This window comes from Streptomyces sp. NPDC088766 (genome assembly GCF_044750845.1).
Lineage (GTDB): Bacteria > Actinomycetota > Actinomycetes > Streptomycetales > Streptomycetaceae > Streptomyces.
Genome location: NZ_JBIVKQ010000018.1, coordinates 16,731 through 38,141, shown reverse-complemented (window position 1 = coordinate 38,141; position 21,411 = coordinate 16,731). Strand labels below are relative to the sequence as shown.

At 72.5% G+C, this 21,411-nt stretch carries 18 protein-coding genes and 1 pseudogene; 4 read left to right on the top strand and 15 right to left on the bottom strand.

Annotation, left to right across the window (positions count from 1 at the left end; genetic code table 11):
* Window positions 1–74: 74 nt before the first annotated feature.
* From ACIP5W_RS23815 to ACIP5W_RS23780, 8 genes and pseudogenes are all read right to left on the bottom strand, one after another.
* Complete coding sequence (locus tag ACIP5W_RS23815) at window positions 75–443, bottom strand: hypothetical protein (RefSeq protein ID WP_401476988.1); 369 nt, start codon at window positions 441–443, stop codon at window positions 75–77.
* A gap of 226 nt (window positions 444–669) precedes the next feature.
* Window positions 670–975, bottom strand: a pseudogene (locus ACIP5W_RS23810) (IS5/IS1182 family transposase); the annotation flags it as partial.
* A gap of 83 nt (window positions 976–1,058) precedes the next feature.
* A complete protein-coding gene (locus tag ACIP5W_RS23805) occupies window positions 1,059–2,444 on the bottom strand; it encodes a class II 3-deoxy-7-phosphoheptulonate synthase (RefSeq protein WP_401477254.1) in 1,386 nt (461 codons plus the stop codon).
* Window positions 2,445–2,467: 23 nt separating this feature from the next.
* Window positions 2,468–3,244, bottom strand: a complete 777-nt coding sequence (gene trpC / locus ACIP5W_RS23800; protein WP_401476985.1) for an indole-3-glycerol phosphate synthase TrpC — start codon at window positions 3,242–3,244, stop codon at window positions 2,468–2,470.
* Entirely contained in the window at window positions 3,241–4,269 is a 1,029-nt protein-coding gene (trpD, locus tag ACIP5W_RS23795) for an anthranilate phosphoribosyltransferase (RefSeq protein ID WP_401476982.1), read from the bottom strand. Before trpD ends, trpC begins: the two co-directional genes overlap by 4 nt.
* Window positions 4,262–4,870 (bottom strand): anthranilate synthase component II, encoded by a 609-nt coding sequence (locus tag ACIP5W_RS23790; protein WP_401476979.1) that lies wholly within the window; start codon window positions 4,868–4,870, stop codon window positions 4,262–4,264. Before ACIP5W_RS23790 ends, trpD begins: the two co-directional genes overlap by 8 nt.
* A complete protein-coding gene (locus tag ACIP5W_RS23785) occupies window positions 4,867–6,360 on the bottom strand; it encodes an anthranilate synthase component I family protein (protein WP_401476976.1) in 1,494 nt (497 codons plus the stop codon). The genes ACIP5W_RS23790 and ACIP5W_RS23785 overlap by 4 nt, the downstream gene beginning before the upstream one ends.
* A 202-nt stretch (window positions 6,361–6,562) precedes the next feature.
* Window positions 6,563–7,597 (bottom strand): class I SAM-dependent methyltransferase, encoded by a 1,035-nt coding sequence (locus tag ACIP5W_RS23780; protein WP_401476973.1) that lies wholly within the window; start codon window positions 7,595–7,597, stop codon window positions 6,563–6,565.
* Window positions 7,598–7,974: 377 nt separating this feature from the next.
* Here ACIP5W_RS23780 and ACIP5W_RS23775 point away from each other — a divergent pair, with 377 nt between their 5' ends.
* Window positions 7,975–10,413 carry an HAD-IC family P-type ATPase gene (locus ACIP5W_RS23775; RefSeq protein ID WP_401476970.1) on the top strand — a complete coding sequence of 813 codons (2,439 nt, stop codon included), beginning with the start codon at window positions 7,975–7,977 and terminating at the stop codon, window positions 10,411–10,413.
* A gap of 812 nt (window positions 10,414–11,225) precedes the next feature.
* A complete protein-coding gene (locus ACIP5W_RS23770) occupies window positions 11,226–13,004 on the top strand; it encodes a BTAD domain-containing putative transcriptional regulator (protein WP_401476967.1) in 1,779 nt (592 codons plus the stop codon).
* Window positions 13,005–13,124: 120 nt separating this feature from the next.
* Here ACIP5W_RS23770 and ACIP5W_RS23765 read toward each other — a convergent pair whose 3' ends face one another.
* The 7 genes from ACIP5W_RS23765 to ACIP5W_RS23735 form a co-directional block, all read right to left on the bottom strand.
* Complete coding sequence (locus ACIP5W_RS23765) at window positions 13,125–13,340, bottom strand: MbtH family protein (protein ID WP_344534590.1); 216 nt, start codon at window positions 13,338–13,340, stop codon at window positions 13,125–13,127.
* Window positions 13,341–13,466: 126 nt separating this feature from the next.
* Entirely contained in the window at window positions 13,467–14,639 is a 1,173-nt protein-coding gene (locus ACIP5W_RS23760) for an alpha/beta hydrolase family protein (protein ID WP_401476964.1), read from the bottom strand.
* Window positions 14,640–14,834: 195 nt separating this feature from the next.
* Window positions 14,835–15,284: a hypothetical protein gene (locus ACIP5W_RS23755; protein WP_401476961.1), complete on the bottom strand. Its 450-nt coding sequence runs from the start codon at window positions 15,282–15,284 to the stop codon at window positions 14,835–14,837.
* A gap of 25 nt (window positions 15,285–15,309) precedes the next feature.
* Window positions 15,310–16,173, bottom strand: a complete 864-nt coding sequence (locus tag ACIP5W_RS23750; protein ID WP_311680677.1) for a prephenate dehydrogenase — start codon at window positions 16,171–16,173, stop codon at window positions 15,310–15,312.
* Window positions 16,174–16,228: 55 nt separating this feature from the next.
* Window positions 16,229–16,678, bottom strand: a complete 450-nt coding sequence (locus tag ACIP5W_RS23745) for a phospholipase (RefSeq protein ID WP_401476958.1) — start codon at window positions 16,676–16,678, stop codon at window positions 16,229–16,231.
* 194 nt (window positions 16,679–16,872) lie between these two features.
* A complete protein-coding gene (locus ACIP5W_RS23740) occupies window positions 16,873–17,667 on the bottom strand; it encodes an ABC transporter (RefSeq protein ID WP_401476955.1) in 795 nt (264 codons plus the stop codon).
* Window positions 17,668–17,673: 6 nt separating this feature from the next.
* On the bottom strand, window positions 17,674–18,642 hold the full coding sequence (locus ACIP5W_RS23735) for an ABC transporter ATP-binding protein (RefSeq protein WP_401476952.1): 969 nt from the start codon (window positions 18,640–18,642) through the stop codon (window positions 17,674–17,676).
* Between the two features lie 134 nt (window positions 18,643–18,776).
* Between ACIP5W_RS23735 and ACIP5W_RS23730 the strand changes: the two genes are divergently transcribed.
* Together ACIP5W_RS23730 and ACIP5W_RS23725 are read left to right on the top strand one after the other, a co-directional pair.
* Entirely contained in the window at window positions 18,777–20,639 is a 1,863-nt protein-coding gene (locus tag ACIP5W_RS23730; protein WP_401476949.1) for a sensor histidine kinase, read from the top strand.
* Between the two features lie 65 nt (window positions 20,640–20,704).
* Complete coding sequence (locus ACIP5W_RS23725; RefSeq protein ID WP_401476946.1) at window positions 20,705–21,370, top strand: response regulator; 666 nt, start codon at window positions 20,705–20,707, stop codon at window positions 21,368–21,370.
* The last annotated feature ends 41 nt before the right edge of the window (window positions 21,371–21,411 follow it).

Sequence of the window (21,411 nt, the reverse complement as noted above, 5' to 3'; positions counted from 1 at the left end):
AAGGCGCCCGCGCTCACCCCGCGGGCGCCTTCGTGCTCACCCCGCTCGACGAGGGGTCTCGTCACACCTTCGGGTCAGGAGACGCGCTTCAGCTGCCAGGCGTTGTTGCTGAAGCTGGGGACCGAGGAATAGACGCAGCTGCTGGTGTAGTACGAGCTGGTCTGGACCCAGCCGGCGGGCTGGTAGGTGGAGGCGCAGGCATTGACCACGGTGCCGACCGGCAGACCGGTGAGCTGCTTTATCTGCTTGATGTTCGGGCTGAAGCTCTGGGTGCCGCAGCTGCTGCTGTAGCCCCAGCTGACGTCGACGTAACCGGCCGGTGTGAGGACGCTCGCGCAGGAGGTGGAGACGTCACCGGGAGCGGCCTGGGCGGGCGCGGCGGACAGGGCGAACATCGCTGCTGTGCCGGTGAGGGCCAGACAGGCGGAACGAAGGCGACGCATCTGTGGTGACTCCTTCTGATCGCGGGCGGCCGGTCAGGCCGAGAAGGCATTTCTACGGGCCGCCGATCAGTTCGGACAGGGACTTTTCGGTCGAACGTGGACGCGAAAGCAGACTCGGACTCGGGCTCTGGTGAAGCCCCCGCCGCCGGTCCGGAACCGTGGGGATCGCCGGCCCCGCGCAACGCCCGGCCGGGAACCCCGCCGAACGCCTCGCTAACTGATCGTTTCAGAATGAGGTTCGCAGGCTCCTCAAACAGATGATGCTGCAGGCGAGTCGGAGCAGACCGAGGTGGAGGTCGGCGCGTATCCCGCAGCGGGTCCGCAGGTGTTCGAACTGGTGGAGCCGGGCGAAGGTCCGCTCGAGGACCCAGCGGGTCTTGCCCGGGCCGGAGCCGTGCGGGACGCCGCGTCGGGCGATCTTGGGTGTGATGCCGCGGGCCCGGAGAGCGCGCCGGTACGTGTCGTGGTCGTAGCCGCGGTCGGCGAGCAGCCGGCCCGGTCGATGCCTGGGGCGCCCGCGGAGCCCGCGGATGCTGCGGCGCGGGCTGGCGTGCGGGCGGGAGGAGCGGTCGCGCATCCCGGCCTCGCCGAGTCGCCGGTAGCGGCCGGCCCGTGTCAGGCGCCGAGGTGGGCGCGCAGGATCTCGGCGCTGTGGAAGGCGAGTTCGAGCGACTGGGCGGCGTTCAGGCGGGGGTCGCAGGCGGTCTCGTAGCGCGTGCCGAGGCGGGCGTCGACGATCTCGTCGAGTTCGCCGCCCAGGCATTCGGTGACGTCGTCGCCGGTGAGTTCCAGGTGGAGTCCCCCGGGGCGGGTACCCTCCTGGGCGTGGGCGGCGAAGAACTCCCCGATCTCGGCGGTGATGTCGCTCAGACGGCGCGTCTTGTACCCGGCGGGCGACACGAAGGTGTTGCCGTGCATGGGGTCGCAGGCCCAGACCGGCAGGTGACCGGCCTCCCGGACGGCCCGCAGCAACGGCGGCAGCAGGTCGCCGGAGCGTCCGGCGCCCAGCCGGGTGATCAGCACCAGCCGGCCGGGGCTGCGGTGGGGGTCGAGTCGCTCGCACAGCGCGCGCAGGTCCTCGGGTGTGGTGGAGGGGCCCACCTTGACGCCGAGGGGGTTGGCGACGCCGGAGAGCAGTTCCACGTGGGCGCCGTCGAGCTGCCGGGTGCGGTCGCCGATCCACAGCAGGTGGGCGCTGGTGCCGAACCAGGCCCGGCGGTGTTCGTCGTACCGGGTCAGCGCCTGCTCGTACGCCGGCAGCAGCGCCTCGTGCGAGGTGTAGAGGCGGGTCTGGTGCAGGACGGGCTGGGCGCCGGTGTCCACGCCGCAGGCGGACATGAACCGCAGGGCCCGGCTGATGTCGTCGGCCGCCTTCTCGTAGCGCCGGCCGGCGGCGCTGCGCCGGACGGATTCCTGGTTCCAGGCGTGGACCTGGCCGAGGTCCGCGAAGCCGCCGAGGGTCAGGGCGCGCAGGACGTTCAGCGCGGCGGAGGAGTGGTGGTAGGCGCGCAGCAGCCGGTCGGCGTCGGGCCGGCGGGAGGCCGGGTCGAACTCGGGGCCGTTGACGATGTCGCCGCGGAACGCGGGCAGTTCGACGCCGTCGACGGTCTCGGTGGGGCTGCTGCGCGGCTTGCCGAACTGGCCGGCGATCCTGCCGACCTTCACCACGGGCAGGCCGGAGCCGAAGGTGAGCACGATGGCCAGCTGGAGGATCACCCGCAGTTTGCCGCGCACGCCGTCCTCGGTGCAGGAGCCGAACCGCTCGGCACAGTCGCCGGCCTGGAGCAGGAACCCGTCACCGGCCGCGACACCGGCGAGTTCGCGCCGCAGGTCGAGGATCTCGCCGGGCAGCACCAGCGGGGGCTGCAGGGCGAGTGTCTCGGTGACGCGGCGCAGCGCCCGCGGGTCGGGGTAGTCGGGCTGCTGGGCGGCGGGGTGGTCGTGCCAGGAGGTGGGGGTCCAGCCGTGCGGGGGCGGGGCGGAGGACTCCTGGGGCGTCATCACGGGGGGTGCGGGGAGCAGCGTCATGAGGTCAGTTCCTTGATCGTGGCGGCGGGGTCGTCGGCCCGCATCAGCAGCTCCCCGACGAGCACCGCGTCCACTCCGGCTCGGGCCAGTGCGCGGGCGTCGTGGGCGTCGCGGATGCCGCTCTCGGCGACGAGGATCCGGCCGGAGCCGATCCGGGGGCGCAGCCGTGCGGACAGGGTGCGGTCGATGGTGAAGTCGCGCAGGTCGCGGTGGTTGACGCCGATGACGGTGGCGCCGGCGGCCAGGGCGGTGTCGACCTCGTCGGCGTCGTGCGTCTCGACCAGGGCCTCCATGCCGAGTTCGCGGGTGCGGGCGAGGAGTTCGGCGAGCCGGGTCGCGGGCAGGGCGGCCACGATGAGCAGCACCGCGTCGGCGCCCAGCGCCCGGGCTTCGAGGAGCTGGTACTCGTCGGTGATGAAGTCCTTGCGCAGGACGGGCAGTCCGCTCTCGGCGCGGGCCACCCGGAGGTGTTCGGGGCTGCCTCCGAAGCCGTCCTCGTGGGTGAGGACCGACAGGGCCGCGGCACCGCCCTCGCGGTAGGAGCGGGCGCGTTTTGCCGGTCGGTAGTCGTCGGTCAGCGGGCCTTTGGAGGGGCTGCGGGGCTTCATCTCGGCGATCACGGCGAGTCCCGGTTCCCGCAGGGCCGCGGTGAGGTCCCGGGGTGCCGGTGCCAGGGCGGCGGCGGCCTCCGTCTCGGCGGCGGGCCGGGCCGCGCGCCGCCGGGCGGTCTGCCGTTCGGCCTGTGTCACGAGGGTGGCGAGGATGTCGCTCATACCGGCATCTCCAGGGCTGCCGTGGGGGTGTGGGAGACGCGGGCCCAGTGGGCCAGGAGGGTGTCGGCGGCGCCGGTGTCGACGGCGTGGGCGGCCTGGCGCAGCCCTTCGTGCCAGGTGCCGGCGGCGCCGGCGACGCGCAGGGCGGCGGCGGCGTTCAGCAGGACGACGTCGCGTGCCGGTCCGGGTTCGCCGGTGAGCACCCGGCGGATGATAGCCGCGTTGACGGTGCGGTCGCCGCCCGCCAGGTCGTGGGGGCGGGCCAGCCGCAGGCCCAGTCCGGCGGGGTCGAAGCGCTGCACCGTGCGGTGTCCGTCGCGCAGTTCGACGAGGTGGGCGGGGCTGGTGGTGCTCAGCTCGTCCATGCCGTCCTCGCTGTGGAAGACCAGGGCCCGGCTGACGCCGAGGCGGTGCAGCACCTCGGTCATCGGCTCGACCAGGTGCGGGGCGGGCACGCCCAGGATGCGCAGCCGGGCCCCGGAGGGGTTGAGCAGCGGCCCGAGGAGGTTGAAGACGGTGCGGGCGCCCAGTTCGCGCCGGGGGCCGGCGGTGTGCCGGAACGCCGGGTGGAAGACGGGGGCGAACAGGAACGTGATGCCGGCGGCGGACAGACAGGCGGCGGCCTCGTCGGGGCCGAGGTCGATGCGTACGCCGAGTTCCTCCAGGACATCGGCGCTGCCGCAGGCGGAGGAGGCGCTGCGGTTGCCGTGCTTGGCGACCCGCACGCCGCACGCGGCGGCCACGACGGCGGCGGCGGTGGAGATGTTGAAGGTGTTCAGGCCGTCGCCGCCGGTGCCGCACGTGTCCAGCACGTCGCCGTCCACGGGAAGCGGGGTGGTGAACTCCAGGGCGGCGCGGGCCATTCCGGTCAGGTCGTCCACCGACTCCCCGCGTACGGTGACGGCCAGGGCGAAGCCGGCGATCTGCGCGGGCGTGGCCTCGCCGCGCATGATCAGCCGCATGGCCGCGGCGGCCTCGTCCTCGGTGAGCCGGCGTCGCGCGACGCTGCGCAGTACGTCAATCATCGCTGAGCTCCAGGAAGTTCGCGATCAGCTGTTTCCCGTCCGGGCTGAGCACCGACTCGGGGTGGAACTGGACGCCGTGGGTGGGGTGGTCGCGGTGGCGCAGCCCCATGAGAGTGCCGTCGGGGGTGGCGGCCACCGCGAGGAGCTCGCCGGGCAGGTCGTGCGGTGCGACGACGAGGGAGTGGTAGCGGGTGGCGGTGAAGGGGTCGGGCAGACCGGCGAACACCCCGCTGCCGTCGTGGTGCACGGGCGAGGTCTTGCCGTGCACGGGGGTGCCGCGCGCCACGGTCCCGCCGAACGCGGTCGCGATGCACTGGTGGCCGAGGCAGACGCCGAGGATCGGCAGCCGGCCGCTGAGGGCGCGCACGGCCTCCACGCAGATGCCCGCCCCGTCGGGGGTGCCCGGGCCGGGTGAGATCAGCAGCAGGTCGTGGTCGGCCAGTTCGCCGACCGTGGTGGCGTCGTTGCGGAACACGGTGGGGGCGCCGCCCAGTTCGGCGACGTAGTGCACGAGGTTGTACGTGAAGGAGTCGTAGTTGTCGATCACCGCGACCCGGGGGCGGGCGGACCGGTCCGGGGCGGTGCCGGGGGCGGTCGTCACCGGGCCTCCCGCTCCGCGCGGTGCACGGCCGCGATCATCGCGCCGGACTTGTGCAGGGTCTCGCGGAACTCGGCGGCGGGATCGGAGTCGGCGACGATCCCGGCGCCCGCCTGGACGTGCACGTGCCCGTCGGCGACGACCATGGTGCGCAGGGCGATCGCGAAGTCGGCCAGGCCGTCGTACCCGGCGAAGCCGACGGCTCCGCCGTAGACGCCGCGCTGCTGGGGTTCGAGCTCGGCGATGATCTCCATGGCGCGGATCTTGGGCGCCCCGGACAGGGTGCCGGCGGGGAAGGTGGACCGCAGGGCGTCCAGCACGGTACGGCCGGGGGCGAGCCGGCCGGAGACGGTCGAGGACAGGTGCATCACGTGCGAGAAGCGCTCGACGCGCATGAGGTGGTCGACGCGGACGGTGCCGGGCTCGGTGACCCGGCCGAGGTCGTTGCGCCCGAGGTCGACGAGCATGACGTGCTCCGCGCGTTCCTTCTCGTCGGCGAGCAGTTCCCGCTCCAGCCCCAGGTCCGTCGCGGGGTCCGGGTGGCGGGGGCGGGTGCCGGCCAGCGGGCGGGTCTGCACGCGGTCGCCGTCCGCCTTGACCAGCAGTTCCGGCGAGGCTCCGATGACGTGCCGTCCCCGCCCCAGGCTCAGGAGGTACATGTACGGCGACGGGTTGGTCGCCCGCAGGTGCCGGTACAGGTCGAGCGGCGGCACGGTCAGCCGCCGAGTGAGCCGCCGGGAGAGCACGATCTGGAAGGCGTCCCCGGCCGCGATGTGGGCCCGGGCCCGCTCGACCCGCTCGGTGAACTCGCTCTCCGTCAGGTCGGCCGTCCAGCCTGCGGTGTCCGCGTCCGCCGCCCTGTCGGTGGGCTGCAGCGGGCGGCCGGAGAAGCCGGGCGCCGGGCCAGCGGCGCGCAGCCGGCCGCCGAGGCGCACGATCCGGGCGACGGCGGTGTCGTAGGACTCCAGGGCGGGCCGGTGCAGGGTGATCAGCAGGACCCGGCGGGTGGCGTGGTCGAAGACCACCAGGTCGTCCACCGCCAGGAACGCGGATTCCGGCAGGCCGGTCGCGTCCCCGGCGACGGGGAGTTCCTCGAAGTGGCGTGCCGCCTCGTAGCCGAGGTAGCCGACCACGCCGCCGTGGAAGGGCGGGAGCCCCTCGACGGGGGCCTCGCGCGGGGCGAGCCGGGCGCGCAGCGCGGTGAGCGGGTCGCCGTCGGGCAGGGCGATGCGGGCGGGCCGGTGGCCGACGTAGGAGTAGCGGGCGACCCCGCCCGACACGGGCACGCTCTCCAGCAGGAAACCGGGCTCGTCCGGTCCGCACAGCGCGGCGAACGCGGTGACCGGGCTGACCCCGTCGGCCAGGAACTCCTGGTAGAGCGGGACCACGTCATGGGTGTGCCCCAGCGTGGCCGCCGCGGCCCGGCCGGGCAGGGTGGCCCGGGCCGCCTCGGCCGTGACCTCAGCGGGTTCTTCGGTGAGTTGGGTGGTCATGTCGCCTTCCTCGGCAGGGCCGGCGCGGGGTCCGTCCGGACTGCTCGCCGCGGCTGAGCACGGCCTCGCTGTCCACCGGGACGCACGCCACGAAGGCGCCTCATACCGTCGCCTCGTCTGCGGTGTCGGTGGTGGATCCGTTCGGTGACGTGGTCTTCCGGGCGTCGGCGTGCCGGAAGACTTCAAAACTCCCGGGATGCCGTCAGACGGCGCCCGCCGTGCGGCCCACCCCGACGACCGCGCGCCGGGGGACGGTGATGTGCCACTCGCCCGTGGCGCCGTCGCGGCGCAGCGCGGTGCCGGTGACCGAGCCGTCGGCCTCGGCGTACCGGAAGACGGACTTCGCCCGGTCGGCCACCCAGCGGTAGGCCTCCCGCTCGGTCCGCCCGTCGAAGACCTTCACCAGGCCGTACATGTGCAGCAGGTAGCGGCCGACGGCCAGTTCGGCCTCCTCCGGGGTGGCGCCCGTGACGGTGTAGGGGTCGTCGACCTCCAGGACCTCGCGGTGCTCGAACCCGGCCTTCTCCAGGTAGCCGTCGATCTCGTCCCGGGTGAAGTGCAGGAACTTGTGGCCGGTCGTCGAGTGGACGTCGGTCACCTCCTCGAACCAGACGTCCATGGGGGAGCCGACGAGGAAGTCGTGCAGCAGGAAGGCGCCCCCGGGGCGCAGCATCCGGTACGCCTCGCTCGCCACCGTCTGCCGGTCGGAGGGGGGCACGTGGTGGGAGCCGTAGGCGAGGAGCACGGCGTCGACGGACGCGTCGCGCAGCAGCGGCTGCTCGGCGCGCTGCAGCAGGGCCGGCGTGCCGTCCGCCCAGGCCGCCGCGACCATGTGGGGGGAGGCGTCACAGGTGAGGACGTCGAAGTCGGTGATGCCGAGCTCCCCGGCCACCTTGCGGATCAGTCCGTCGCCGCCCAGCAGGTCGACCAGGACGGGCCGTTCGCCGTCCCGGGCGGAAAGCCGCGGGGCGGCGAGGTCCAGCAGGGTGCGGATGCCGGTGGCCCGGGCGCGGGTGTTCAGCGCCTGGGCCTTGAGGTAGACCACGCCCCGGCCGCCTTCGGCGTCGTCCCCGAAGTCGTCGTGCTGTCCGAGCGTCCTGCCGAGCGTGGCCTGCCACGTGGCGATCCGCTGCGGGTCGGTGCGCGCATACAGCTCCGGGTGGAGCTGCCGGAGCTGCGCCAGCTGCCCCGGAATGTCGTCCCCTGACACGATGGACCCGCTCGTCTGGGCGTGCATGAGGCTCTCCTCTGCGTGGGCTGCGGGGGCCCGCCGGGCCTGGGAGGTGGTGGACCGGCGGGCGAACTCCGGGATCCCCGGGGCGTTCTGGGGCCCTGACGCTAGGAGCCGGCAGTTTCTCTCCGATATCGATTCGTTTTCCGGTCGGCGGGGTGCGGCGGCACGGGGGTGCCTGACGTCTCGGGGCCGGGCTTCGGGCCCGGGCTTCTGCCGGAAGTCGCGCGCGGGCGCCCGGCGCCCCTGACGAAAGTCAGATCAGGAGACGTCCTTCGTGCGTGGTGGCGCGTGTCCGCCTGCTTCTACGGTCGGGTCACGGACGAACGGCCGGCGCCGCCCCGTGCGGGCGCCGGCGGCGACGGATGCGGAGGAATCCAGGGATGGACAAGCGGCTGGACGAGCCGGGCGTGACCGCCGAGGCCGTCGCACCGGGGGGCAGCGCCCCGCCACCGCTCACGGCGGGCGACGGCAGGGGCGGCACAGGGCTCACCGCGGCCGAGGTCGCCGAGCGCGTCGCCGCCGGCCGGGTGAACGACGTACCGGTCCGGTCCAGCCGCAGCATCGGTGAGATCGTCCGGAGCAACCTCTTCACCCGCATCAACGCCATCATCGGCGTGCTGTTCGTGATCATCCTGGTGGTCGGCCCGATCCAGGACGCGCTGTTCGGCGGGGTGATCCTCGCCAACACGCTGATCGGCATCATCCAGGAGGTCCGTGCCAAGCGGACCCTCGACCAGCTGGCCATCGTCGGCGAGAGCCGGCCACGGGTGTGGCGCGACGGCAACCGGGTCTCGCTGCGGCCCTCGGAGATCGTCATCGACGATCTCATCGACCTGGGCCAGGGCGACAAGATCGCGGTGGACGGCACCGTCGCGGCGGCCGACAACCTGGAGGTCGACGAGTCCCTGCTCACCGGCGAGGCGGACCCGGTCCTCAAGCAGCCCGGCGACGCGGTGATGTCGGGCAGCTTCGTGGTGGCGGGCTCCGGCTCGTTCACCGCGACGCGGGTCGGCCGGCAGGCCTACGCCGCCCAGCTCGCCGAGGAGGCGCGGCGGTTCACGCTGGTCAACTCCGAGCTGCGCAACGGCATCGACCGGATCCTGAAGTTCGTCACCTACGCGATCGTCCCGGCGGGCATCTCGCTGATCATCACGCAGCTGATGGTCAACGACGACGACCTTCCCGAGGCGATCCGCCGCATGGTGGGCGGTCTGGTGCCGATGGTGCCGGAGGGCCTGGTCCTGCTGACGTCGCTGGCCTTCGCGGTGGGCGTGGTCCGGCTGGGCCGCAAGCAGTGTCTGGTGCAGGAGCTGCCGGCGATCGAGGGTCTGGCCCGGGTGGACACCGTGTGCCTGGACAAGACGGGCACGCTCACCGAGGCGTCGATGGACGTCAGCGAGGTGGTGCCGCTGGTGGAGAACGTGCTCGTGGAGGACGTGCTGGGTGCCCTGGGCGCCGCCGACGAGCGTCCCAACACGAGCCTGCAGGCCATCATCGACGCCTACCCGGCCCCGCAGGGCTGGACCCGGCACGCGGTCGCGCCGTTCTCCTCGGCGCGCCGGTGGAGCGGGGCGGAGTTCTCCGAACCGTCCGGTGCGCGCTCGGCGTGGCTGCTCGGGGCACCGGACACGATGCTTCCCGCGGGACACTCGGTGCTCGCCGCGGCCGACTCCTACGGCGCCCGGGGCCTGCGGGTGCTGCTCCTGGCACGTACGTCACGCCCGCTGGACGCGCTGCTGGAGGACCCGGCGGCGGTGCCGGACGCGGTGGAGCCGTGCGGGCTGGTCGTGCTCCAGCAGCGCATTCGGCCCGAGGCGCCCGCCACGCTGCGGTACTTCGCGGACCAGGGTGTCTCGGCCAAGGTGATCTCGGGTGACAACGCGGTGTCCGTGGGCGCCGTCGCCGCCGGTCTGTCCCTGCCCGGCGCGGACAGCCCGGTGGACGCGCGGTTCCTGCCCGAGGATCCGAAGGCGCTGGCCGACGAGGTCGAGAAGCACACCATCTTCGGGCGGGTCGGACCGCAGCAGAAGCGGGACATGGTGGGCGCCCTTCAGTCGCGCGGCCACGCGGTGGCGATGACGGGCGACGGCGTCAACGACGTGCTCGCACTGAAGGACGCCGACATCGGGGTCGGCATGGGCTCCGGCAGCCCGGCCACCCGGGCGGTCGCGCAGATCGTGCTGCTCGACAACAACTTCGCGTCGCTGCCGTCGGTCGTGGCGGAGGGCCGGCGGGTCATCGGGAACATCGAGCGCGTGGCCAACCTGTTCCTCACCAAGACCATGTACTCGGTGCTGATGGCCGTGGTGGTCGTCCTGACGCAGGTGCCGTATCCGTTCCTGCCGCGGCACATCACCCTGATCGGTTCACTGACCATCGGCATCCCGGCGTTCTTCCTCGCCCTGGCGCCCAACAAGGAACGCGCTCGGCCGAACTTCGTGGGACGTGTACTGCGGTTCGCCGTGCCGGCCGGTGCGCTGGCCGCCGCGGCCACCTCGGTGTCGTACTTCATCGCGCGGTCCGTGTACGACGACAACCTGGACGCGGAGACCTCGGCGGCGACGCTGGCGCTGTTCCTTACCGCGCTGTGGGCGCTGGCCATCATCGCCCGGCCGTACACCTGGTGGCGGATTCTGCTGGTGCTGACCATGGGGCTGGGCTTCGTGGTGGTGCTGGTGGTGCCGTATCTGCAGGAGTTCTTCCAGCTGCAGTTGGTCGGTACGGCGGCGCCCGGCGCGGCGGTCGCGTCCGCGGTGGTGGCCGGGCTGGCCCTGGAGGCCGTGTGGGCCCTGGGACGGCGTCGGCAGACCGCCGACTGAGCCCACCGCGGCGGTACTCCCCCGGCCGCCCCGGTGAGAGGAAGGGCCCCCGGCACAACGCCGGGCGGCCCTTTCGCCGTTCCGGATGCCAACCGGCGCGAACGGCTCCGCCCGGCGGCGCGCGGCCGAACGTCACGTTCCGGCCAACCTCGGCCATCGGCCATGATCCGCCGCGGGAGCGCCGGCCCGGGGGCCGCGGGCCGCGCGAAGCCCCTGGTGGTTCAGTCCAATACGGTCTCGACCAGGTATTTCCTGTTCTGCCATTAAATATCGCTCGAACTCGCCTGATCACATGTCGGGCGGCTCCCGATGAACGGTGCTGGTCACTCTACGAAAGGCAAGTCCACACCTGTCGAAAGTCGAGTGTTGGAGCCTGGTGGGATATGTATCATTCGACAGAGGCAAGGGGGACCGATGATGACTCTTTGACGCGACGTTCGACGTTCGCTCGAGCGCTTCCACCGTCCCGGACGATTGCCCGCGGTGATCTTGAGGACATCCCACCACGTACATGGGCCGCAACGAAGAAATCGGAACCCATCCGTCCACTTCTCCTGACAGCGATGGGAGAATTTATTTGGATCCAGCCGCCTTCAGGAAATGGAATTGCGCGATTAGCAGAACATCACCGACGGGGGTCTCAGAGAGCCATGGAATATCGATCAGGCACCATATTCCAGGAAGACGAGAGAGTTTGGCGGAAAGCACTGGCCATCCATCGAGTAAAGAGCAACGAAATATCCGGATCCCCGGACGAAGCGCGACGCGGGGACAATCTGGAATTCCGAATACTCGGGCCGCTCGAGGTCCGCATGAAGGGCCGCACACTCACCGTCGGCGGACCGCGGCAGCGCGCCGTCCTGTCGGCCCTGCTTCTCTCGGCGAATCAGGTGGTCTCCTTCGATTCGCTCATCGAGAAGGTGTGGAACGGGCAGCCCCCCAGCACCGCCCGCACCCAGGTGGCCATCTGCATCGCCGCCCTGCGTAAGATCTTCCGCACCGCCGGCTGGGACCGGGAGACCATCGTCACCGCCACGCCGGGCTACATGCTCTCCCTGGTCGGCCACTCACTCGACTCCACCCGCTTCGAGCAACTGGTCGCCGACAGCGTCCGGCTGGCCGCCGACCACCGCACCGCCGAAGCCGCCGGCGCCCTGCGGAACGCGCTGGCGCTCTGGCGCGGCCCGGCGCTCGGCGGGGTCTACGCGCCCTTCGCCGAGACCGAGGCGGCCCGCCTGGACGAACAGCGCATGCTGGCCATCGAGCAGCAGGTGGCGCTGCGGCTCGAACTCGGTGAGCACCAGGCCATTCTCGGGGAGCTGCAGGCCCTGGTGAGCGCGTGCCCCCTGCGCGACCGGTTGCGGTATCACCTGATGCTCGCCCAGTACCGCTCCGGGCGGCGAGCGGAGGCACTCACCACCTTCCGCGACGGAATGCGTCATTCTGTCGAAGAGATCGGTCTGGAGCTCGGCGCGGAACTCCAGGAACTCCATAACGCGATCCTCCGGGACGACGTCCCGCAGCCCTCGGCCCCGGCGATTGCTGTCGCACAGCCGGGTACGCAGAACTGCACCCCCGCCCAACTTCCTGAAAGTGACGCGTACTTCGTCGGCCGTACGCGCGAACAGTGGCTCCTGGACGACTCCCTGCTCGGCCGGACGACGCAGAATTCCTCGTCCATCGCGCACATCACGGGAAGCCCCGGCATAGGAAAAACAAGCCTCGCCGTGCACTGGGCCCATCGGTCGGCGCACCGGTTCCCCGACGGCCGGCTCTTCGCCGATCTGCGGTACGGCGACCCCCTCGACGTGCTCCACCAGTTCCTGCGCCGGCTGGGCGTCGAGGGCCCGTTGCCCTCGGACCTCGCCGAGGCCGCCGAGCGCTACCGCTCCGCCCTGGAGGGCAGACGGGTGCTGGTCGTTCTCGATCACGCCTCGTCGTACGCCCAGATCCGGCCGCTGCTGCCGGGGCACGGCGGGTGCCGGGTGCTGATCACCGGCTGCGCCACCCTCGACGAACTCCTCCAGGACCCGGGCCTGCTGCGGCTGCGCATCGGGACGCTGTCCGACGACGAGTCGCACGAGATGCTGGCCGGCGTCCTGCGCGACACGAGGGCCGACGAGTCCCCGGAGACCACCCGGCGCCTGGTACGGCTGTGCGGCAACACGCCGGTGTCGCTGCGGGCCGCCGGGGCCAGACTGCTGACCAAGCAGCACTGGCAGGTGCACGACCTCGTCCGGCGGCTGGAACGGTCGGCCGACCGGCTGGCGGAGCTGAGCATCGGCGAGGACTCGCTGCGCGCCCGGCTCGACCGCAGCCTGCGGGAGCTGGACGGCACGGCGGCCGGCGCCTACGCCGAACTGAGCCGGCTGGACGGAACCGACTTCTGCGCCGCGGGCGCGGCCGACGCCCTCGGCATGGACCAGATGGACGCCGAGGACCTCATCGAGACCCTGGTGGACGCCCAGCTGCTGGAAGTGGTGGGCCGCGGCCGCTGGGGCGAGATGCGCTACCGCTGGCAGGAGCTGATACGGCTGCACGCCCTGACCACCCGGCCGGCACAGCCGTGCGGCGCCCGTCTCGGGGTGTGAGCACGGAGCCGGCCGGTCCGTGAGCCGGGACGGCGAACCGCCCCGCCGGGGAATCCGGCGGGGCGGTCGTCGTGCACGGGGACCGGCTCGGCGCGGCGGCCGAGCGGGTCGCCGGGCCGGTCAGGCGTCGGCGTTCATGGCCTCGATGAGGCTCTTGGGACGCATGTCGGTCCAGTTCTTCTCCACGTACTCCAGGCAGGACTCACGGTCCGACTCGCCGAAGGCGACCGTCCATCCGGCGGGCACCTCCACGAAAGACGGCCACAGGGAGTGCTGGCCCTCGTCATTGACCAGCACGAGGTAGCGGCCGTCTGCGTCTTCGAACGGATTGGTCACGTCGCATTCCTTCCGGGAACGTCGGGCTGAACTGCGTGGGACGCTGGAACCTGGCTCCCATCCCGGCCAACGTACGCAGCCGGCGTTTCCCTCCGATATCGGTTCGCTTTCGGAGCTGCCCGGCGGCTACGGCCGCTCCCGCGGCCGGTGCCTGCGGATGCGCTCGTCGTGCCGGGCGACGCCGTCCGGGCCCGGGGTGGAGACACCGCGCAGCCGGTCGTCGAGGAACGCCGCGACCAGGCGGCGGGTGATGCGCAGGGCGTCCTCGGCGTCCCGGGCGGTCCCCGGTGCCGGATGACCCAGGCGTTCGCCGAGCAGTCCGTAGTCGGTGAAGGACGCATGGCCCGCACCGGTCACCGAGTACCAGCGGCGCCAGCCGGACAGCCGCTGCCACACGCGCTCCCAGGTGGGGTCCGCGCCGGGCCTGCCGTGCTCGTCCGCGCCCAGCAGCAGGAAGGGCCGGTCCACGCGTGAGGTGCCCGCGCTGTGGAAGGTGCCGTCGAGATCGGCGCCGGCGGCGAACCCCGGGTCGGTCCGCAGTGCCTCGAACGCGGCGGCGCCGCCCATGGAGTGGCCCACGGCGGCGACCCGGGCCGGATCCAGCCGGGGCAGCCGGCCGTCCGCCGTGCCGGGACGGCCGAGCAACTGCCGTCGCACATACGAGAGGTCGGCGGCCCGGGTGGCGGCGACCCGCCGCCCGTCCGGGGAGCCCTGGCAGGCCCGGCAGCCGGTGACCCGGCCGCCGGGATGGCTCACGGCCGCCGCCTCGTAGGCGTGGTCGACGGCGGCCACCGCGTACCCCCGGCTGGCCAGGTCCTCGGCGAGCGCGGTCAGGGAGGTGCGGGGCAGCGAGAAACCCGGGGACAGGACGACCAGGGGCAGTCCGGGAGCGCTCACCGCGACCGGCGGGGCATCGCGGGAGGCGTGCACCCGCACCCGGCTCAGCAGGTCCGTGGGAACGCCCTCGATCCGCTGTGCGCGCAGGATCAGTTGCGACTCCCGCGGCGTGACGTAGCGCGCCGCGCGCTCGGTGGAGTGCCGTGCGGGATACCACAGCGACACCATCAGCTCGCGGGACCGGCTCGGGTCCCAGGGGTCGCGGCGGGAGGTGTCGCGCAGTTCGAGGACCCGCAGCCCGACCGGCCGCGCTCCGGTCGGGCCGGGCAGGGCGGGCGGGGCCGTGGCGGCGGCCCCCGGGGTGTGGGCGGACGGCTGTCCGCAGGCGGGGACGAGGGACAGCAGCGCGGCCACGAGGACGGCGTACCGGCGCACGGCGCGCCCGGTTCCTGTCGGCTTCACGATCGGCGCCCTTTCGTCGGGAAAGTCCGGACACCGATCACGCTAGGGACGGGACACGGGTTCCGGGCGCGCCGCCCGCGCTTTCACCACCTTCGTCGACGACATTCACGACGCCCGGCGTTCCGGGCGGGTGATCCGCCCGGGCTTTCGTCGTCCGGCCGGCCCGTCACGCCCTGCCGTGCGACGGACGTGCCGTCATGTCCATACGGTGCCGAGCTTCACCTGCGCCACGCCGGTGATGTCCCGGGGGCCGCCCTCCACGGCGGTCGGGTCGTAGTCGAAGTCCAGGCGGTCGGGGCTGTGGAAGTGGCCGCAGACGAACGGGCCGAGGTCCAGCTCCTGCCCGCCGGCCGTCCGCCAGGTGATCCACCAGCCCGCACAGCCGCCGTCGGGGCCGCCGAGACCGCCGCCGGGCAGCAGGTCCTCGACCCGGCCGGTCACGCGCGCCGTGCCGTCGTCGCCGACGCACAGGGTGATCTCGCCGCGGCCGAAGGACCGCGTGTCGGTGGCGGTGGTGCAGGAGGCCGACGCGGTCTCCGGCGTGGCGGCGCCGGCCTGCGGTGCCGCCATGAGGCCCGCCAGAGCGGCGGCCCCCGTGACGCACGCCGTGCGCAGCAGTCGCCGGGGGGTGGGGGCACGGTGCATGGCACTCTGCCCTTCTGATGAGGTGTCAGTCGAGTGGGGTGTCCCAGGGCCCGGGGATCCGGGCCCGCCCGGCCGCTCCGGAGCGGAGGATCGCGCGCAGCCGCTCGGGGCGGGCCGGATCGCCGGACCGGGCGACGTCCCGCAACTCACGTGCCAGGAGCCCCGCTTGCGCGGCCCAGCCGTCCAGCTGGTCGGCGACCGGGCCGGCGTTGGCGGTGAGGGTGTCCGTCCACAGATCCGGGTTGCCGTCCGCGATCCGGGTGACGGCGCGCAGGTCCTGCCCGGCCAGCCGTACGGCGGACTCGTCGCCGTCGAGCAGACGGGCGGCGGCGAGGCTGGCGATCAGGTACGGGGCGTGCGACACGAGGGCGGCGGCGCGGTCATGGGTCTCCGGGTCGAGCAGCACCGAGACCGCACCGCACAACGCCACGAGTTCCAGGGCCCGGTTGAGGGCCAGGATGTCGGTGGCGTCGGTCGGGCTGAGCGCCCAGGGACGTCCCTCGAAGAGGTCTTCGCGGGGCTCCCTGGGCCAGGAACCGCCCTCGCCCACCACGGGGTGTCCGCCGACCAGCGAGGTCAGGTCGCAGCCGTGCGCCCACGCCTCGTGGTACAGCCGCACCTTGACCGCGGAGACCTCGGTGTAGACGCGGGCCGTGCCGAGCTTCTGGTGCTCGGCGAGCACGGGAGCGACCTGTCCCGGCGGCACCGCGATGACAGCGATGTCGGCGGGCTGCGCAGGTGCCTCGGCGACGCCCGCCCCACGCTCCTCGGCCCTGCGTGCGGCCTCGGGGTCGGCGTCGATCACATGGGTGGCCACGCCGTGCCGGCGCAGCGCGAGCCCCACGGAACAGCCGATCGGTCCGGCGCCGACGATGGCGGCGGTGCGCATGCCGTCGTCCTTTCTCAGCCGTCCGGACCGGCCGGGTGCCGGTCCGCGGCGGGACTCAGCCGAAGATCTTCACGGCCTGGTAGTAGGTCCAGGCGGTGCTGTTGCAGTTCGTCTTCTTCTCGCCGGTGTAGGCGGCGCACACGCGCTTCATGTCCTCGTGGAAGGCGCTGTCCACGCGCGCCTTGTTGGCGTCGAAGGTGCCGGCCGCCCGGTAGTTGCGGTAGCCGAAGTCGTGGCGCGCGCAGGACAGTTCGAAGGGGAAGCCGAAGGGGTTGTTGGGCGCCTGGGTGCAGTGGTCGGTGGACCAGTCGAACTCGTAGGCGGCCCAGGCGGCCTGGTTCTGGCGGGCGGCGTTCCAGGCGTTGTAGCTCGCCGCGCCGGTCTGCGTGAAGGAGGACAGCACCTGCGGCTTGTCCGCCGGGACGGCCTGCGCCGGGGCGGCGGACATGCCGACGGCCAGGGCACAGCCGGCGAGGGTCATGGAAAGGGTCGTGCGGCGACGCATGGGGGCCTCCGGGAGAGCGGACAGGAAGTGCTCCTAATGTCGCCAGCGGCGATATGGGGCCCCTATCGCGCGGTTATCCCCCCGCAGGGCGGTCCGCGCACGACGTCGGCCTCCGGACCGTGGAACGGTCCGGAGGCCGACGGAGGGAAGCGGACCCGGTGGCGAAGGGGGAGCCGTCGGGACCTGTGGGTGGCTCAGGCGTCGCGGCGGCGCAGCACCGCGTAGCCGCCGACGCCCGTGGCGAGCGCCCACAGCAGCAGCACCACGAGCGCGGTTCCGCCGCTGTAGGGGTCGGTGTCCTGGGTCATCAGCACGGTGCCGGCCTCGCTGGGCATGTACTCGCTGGCCGTGGTCAGCCACTTGGCGCCGACGACGCCCATGAGCTGAGGCAGCGCCAGCAGCAGCATGATGAGCGTGGTGATGGTGCCGGCGGCGCTGCGCAGGATCGTGCCCGCGCCGATCGACATGGTGGCGAGCAGGGCCAGGTAGGCCGCCGCGCCGAAGGCGGTGCCGAACAGCTCACCGCTGGTGTACTCCCCGTACTCGCCCATGAAGGAGGCGGCAGCCAGACTGGCCAGCAGGCTGAAGACGAACCCCGTCACGGCCACCACGGCGGTGACGACGAGCGTCTTGGACAGCAGCATCCGGCTGCGCCTGGGCACGCTCTGCAGCGTGGTGCGGATCGAGCCGCTGGAGTACTCGCTGGTCAGCGCGAGCGTGGCCAGTACGACCACGGTGAGCTGGGAGATCAGGAACGCCTGGGAGGCGGCGTGCGGGGCGGGCATGGTGACGTCCACGCCCTTCTTCGCGCTGGCGTCGGCGGACATGCCGACGATGACCGCGAAGCCGACGGTCAGCACCAGACCGACGAGCAGGTTCCACCACGTCGCGCGCACGCTCCACAGCTTCGTCCACTCGAAGGCGAGGGCGCCTTTGAATCCGCCGCCGGAGACGGGTCCGACGAGCTTGGGGGCCGTTGTCGCTGTCATGTCTGTCTACGCTTCCTGGGGATCCGTGGCTGGGGTGACGTGGGTGTCGGGGACATGGGCGAGGGAGGGCGATCCGTACTCGACGCTGGCGGCGGTGAGTTCCATGTACGCCTGCTCCAGGCTGGCCTTGCGCAGGCTCAGCTCGTGCACGGGCACGCGGTGCCGGAAGGCCAGGTCGCCGATCTCCTCCAAGGTGCCGCCGACGACCATGAGTTCGTCGGGGGCGTCGCCGGCGCTGCGCTCCACGGTCATGCCGAGCTGGAGCAGTTCGCGGCGCAGCACGTCCGGTTGCGGGGTGCGGACGCGGACGGCGTTCAGGGAGCTGCTCGCGATGACCTCCTCGATCGGGGCGTCGGCGATGACCTTGCCGCGGCCGATGACGATCACGTGGTCGGCGGTCTCCTGCATCTCGCTCATGAGGTGGCTGGAGACGAAGACCGTGCGGCCCTCCGCCGCCAGCTGCCGCATCAGCTCCCGCACCCAGCGCACGCCGTCGGGGTCCAGGCCGTTGACGGGTTCGTCGAACAGCAGCACCTTGGGGTCGCCGAGGAGTGCCCCGGCGATGCCGAGCCGCTGGCCCATGCCCAGGGAGAAGGAGCCGATGCGCTTCCTGGCCACTTCGCCGAGGCCGACGGTGTCCAGCACCTCGCCCACGCGGGAGGCCGGAATGCCGTTGCTGCGGGCCATGCCGAGCAGGTGGTGACAAGCCGAGCGGCCGGGGTGACCGGCCCGCGCGTCGAGCAGGGCACCCACCTCGCGCAGCGGGTGCTTGAGCTGTGCGTAACGCTTGCCGGCGACCAGTGCGCGGCCCTGCGTCGGCTCGTCGAGACCGACGATCATGCGCATGGTCGTCGACTTGCCGGCGCCGTTCGGTCCCAGGAAACCCGTCACCTTTCCCGGGTTGATCTGGAACGAGAGATCGGACACCGCCGTCTTGTCCCCATACTTCTTGGTCAGTCGGTCCACAGTGATCATTGCCTGTCGGCTCCTTCCGCAGTAACAACTCCAAACTAGGAAGGACCGGCTTCGCGAACATCTGGCGTTCGGCAACGATGTGACTCGACTTTCGGCAGGTTCGTGGCCCACCCCGGCTCTTGTAACGTGCAGGAATGCAGCTGTTACAGGCCTTCCGGCAACGAGTGGCACACACGGTCCATGCCCTGGGCTCCGAGCGCCCGTTCACCCGGCGCGGCGATCTGCTGCTGCTCGCGGCGCTGCTGAGTCCGTCGGTGTTCAGCGCCGAGAGTCTGGCGGGTTCGCCGGGCAGCTGGGTGGCCGTGACCGTGCTGATCATGGCCGGGGTCGCGGTGCGCCGGGCGCTGCCCCTGCTGTCGCTGGTGCTGGCGGGGCTGATCGTGCTGTTCTACGTCACCCTCGGGTCGGCCGTGTGGACGGCGACGGCCACGGTGGTCCTGAGTTTCGTGGCCGGCCGCCGCGTCACCCGGATCGCGTACGCCCACGCGGTGTTCCTCGCCGTGGGGGCGGCCGGACTGCTGCTGGTCACCCTGTTCGCCGAACCCAAGGACTGGCTGAGTCTGCTCATCACCGAGTTCTCCACCTGTGCCCTGCCGTGGTGGGCGGGCAGTTGGTGGCGGCAGCGCGCGGATCTGACCCGGGCCGGATGGGAGCGGGCCGAGCAGATGGAGTGGCGCAACCGCTTCGTCGCCGAGCAGGCCCGGCTCAAGGAACGCGCGCGGATCGCCCAGGACATCCACGACTCCCTGGGCCACGAGCTGAGCGTGATGGCGCTGCTGGCCGGCGGGCTGGAACTGGCCCAGGGGCTGACGGAGGAGCAGCGCCGGACCATGGGGCAGTTGCGCGAGCGCTGCACCATGGCCACGGAGCGGCTGCACGACGTCATCGGGCTGCTGCGGGAGGACTCCACGCCCTCGCTGCGTCCCGCGCAGGAGTCGATCGCCGAACTGGTGCGGCGCTTCGAGCGGTCCGGGATGCCGGTGCGGTTCCGGGAGGAGGGTGCCGGCACGCGGACGCCGCTGCTCAGCGAACTCGCCGCGTACCGTGTGGTGCAGGAAGCGCTGACCAACGCGACCAAGCACGCCCCGGGCGCGCCCATCACGGTGCGGGTGAGCCACCGGGCGGACGAGACGGTGGTGTCCGTGTTCAACGGGCTGCCGTCCGAGGAAGGCCGTCCCGCGGCGCCGGGCAGCGGTTCGGGCCTCATCGGCCTCGACGAACGGGTCAGGCTGGCCGGCGGCACGCTCCGCGCGGGCCGGCGCGCGGGCGGCTTCGAGGTCCGCGCCGAACTCCCGCACGAGCCGTCCGCCCGCGTACGGCCCGCCGGGGGGGCTGAGGACGGGGACGCGGAAGCGCTCTTCGGCCGGGGTGCCGGAAGGGCACGCGCCGAGAGGGCCGAGGATGCGCGGACGGTCGCCGCGGACGGCGCGGAAGCGCTCAGTGCGGACGGCGCGGGAGCGCTCAGTGCGGACGGCGCGGAAGCGCTCGGCGCGGAGCGCGCGGGAGCGCTGGGCGCGGACTCCGGGCGGGCTTCCGGCGCCGTTGGCGGACCCGGCTTCGGCCCGGGCGCCGGGCGGTCGCCCGGCACCGGTGAGCACGGCGGTGCTGCCGAGGGTGCCGACGCCTCGGGGACGGCGCTGGCGCGGGCCCGGACCCGGGTGCGTCGCAACCTCCGGCGGGCCGCACTGCTGCCGGTGCTGTTCGGCGGGGTGCTGGTGCTGTCCCTGGTCGGCCTGTACGTCTTCACCTCGGCGATGACCGCGCTGTCCCCCGGTGACTACGGACGGATGCGCCTGGGCGAGTCGCGCGCGGAGCTGGCCTCGGTGCTGCCGGAGCGGCGTATCCGCAAGCCGCCGCCGGTCGTCACCGAACCGCCCGCCCCGCCGGGGACCGTGTGCGAGTACTACCGGTCCGGCGACAGTGTCCTGACGTTCACGGACACGCTGTACCGCCTGTGCTTCAGGGATGATGTCCTGGTGGCCAAGGACACTTTGTGACAAAGCAGTTGAGCGGCGCGTCCGGTGTGACGGCGCCTCAGTCGGAAACGATGGTGAAGGAACGGATGATTCGCGTACTGCTCGCCGACGACGAGACGATCATCAGGGCCGGAGTGCGCTCCATCCTGACCACGGAACCGGACATCGAGGTCGTGGCCGAGGCCACCAACGGCCGTGAGGCGGTGGAACTGGCCCGCAGACACCGGCCGCACGTGGTGCTGCTCGACATTCGCATGCCGGAGATCGACGGACTGACGGCCGCCGGGGAGCTCCGGGCCACCAACCCGGACAGCGCCGTGGTCATCCTGACGACCTTCGGCGAGGACAAGTACATCGAGCAGGCCCTGGACCAGGGCGTGGCCGGCTTCCTGCTGAAGGCCTCGGATCCACGGGATCTGATCTCGGGGGTGCGGGCCGTGGCGTCCGGCGGCGCCTGCCTGTCCCCTCTGGTGGCGCGCCGGCTGATGACGGAGCTGCGCCGGGCCCCCACTCCGCGCGCGGACGTCTCCGGCGACCGGACCGCACTGCTGACCAAGCGGGAGCAGGAGGTGCTGGGGATGCTCGGCGCCGGTCTGTCGAACGCACAGATCGCCGAACGGCTGCATCTGGTCGAGGGCACGATCAAGACCTACGTCAGCGCGATCCTGAACCAGCTCGGCGTCCGCAACCGGGTGCAGGCGGCGATCATCGCCTACGAGGCGGGGCTGGTGAACAAGGACGACCTGCGGTAGCGCGACACGCGCGGGGCCGTCCGGCCGGGTGCTCGCCCGGC

What these genes read in the sequence shown, in the direction of transcription:
- ACIP5W_RS23815 (WP_401476988.1), bottom strand. Translation starts at nt 443, where the DNA reads ATGCGTCGCCTTCGTTCCGCCTGTCTGGCCCTCACCGGCACAGCAGCG.
- ACIP5W_RS23805 (WP_401477254.1), bottom strand. Translation starts at nt 2,444, where the DNA reads ATGACGCCCCAGGAGTCCTCCGCCCCGCCCCCGCACGGCTGGACCCCC.
- trpC (WP_401476985.1), bottom strand. Translation starts at nt 3,244, where the DNA reads ATGAGCGACATCCTCGCCACCCTCGTGACACAGGCCGAACGGCAGACC.
- trpD (WP_401476982.1), bottom strand. Translation starts at nt 4,269, where the DNA reads ATGATTGACGTACTGCGCAGCGTCGCGCGACGCCGGCTCACCGAGGAC.
- ACIP5W_RS23785 (WP_401476976.1), bottom strand. Translation starts at nt 6,360, where the DNA reads ATGACCACCCAACTCACCGAAGAACCCGCTGAGGTCACGGCCGAGGCG.
- ACIP5W_RS23780 (WP_401476973.1), bottom strand. Translation starts at nt 7,597, where the DNA reads ATGCACGCCCAGACGAGCGGGTCCATCGTGTCAGGGGACGACATTCCG.
- ACIP5W_RS23775 (WP_401476970.1), top strand. Translation starts at nt 7,975, where the DNA reads ATGGACAAGCGGCTGGACGAGCCGGGCGTGACCGCCGAGGCCGTCGCA.
- ACIP5W_RS23770 (WP_401476967.1), top strand. Translation starts at nt 11,226, where the DNA reads ATGAAGGGCCGCACACTCACCGTCGGCGGACCGCGGCAGCGCGCCGTC.
- ACIP5W_RS23755 (WP_401476961.1), bottom strand. Translation starts at nt 15,284, where the DNA reads ATGCACCGTGCCCCCACCCCCCGGCGACTGCTGCGCACGGCGTGCGTC.
- ACIP5W_RS23750 (WP_311680677.1), bottom strand. Translation starts at nt 16,173, where the DNA reads ATGCGCACCGCCGCCATCGTCGGCGCCGGACCGATCGGCTGTTCCGTG.
- ACIP5W_RS23745 (WP_401476958.1), bottom strand. Translation starts at nt 16,678, where the DNA reads ATGCGTCGCCGCACGACCCTTTCCATGACCCTCGCCGGCTGTGCCCTG.
- ACIP5W_RS23740 (WP_401476955.1), bottom strand. Translation starts at nt 17,667, where the DNA reads ATGACAGCGACAACGGCCCCCAAGCTCGTCGGACCCGTCTCCGGCGGC.
- ACIP5W_RS23735 (WP_401476952.1), bottom strand. Translation starts at nt 18,642, where the DNA reads ATGATCACTGTGGACCGACTGACCAAGAAGTATGGGGACAAGACGGCG.
- ACIP5W_RS23730 (WP_401476949.1), top strand. Translation starts at nt 18,777, where the DNA reads ATGCAGCTGTTACAGGCCTTCCGGCAACGAGTGGCACACACGGTCCAT.
- ACIP5W_RS23725 (WP_401476946.1), top strand. Translation starts at nt 20,705, where the DNA reads ATGATTCGCGTACTGCTCGCCGACGACGAGACGATCATCAGGGCCGGA.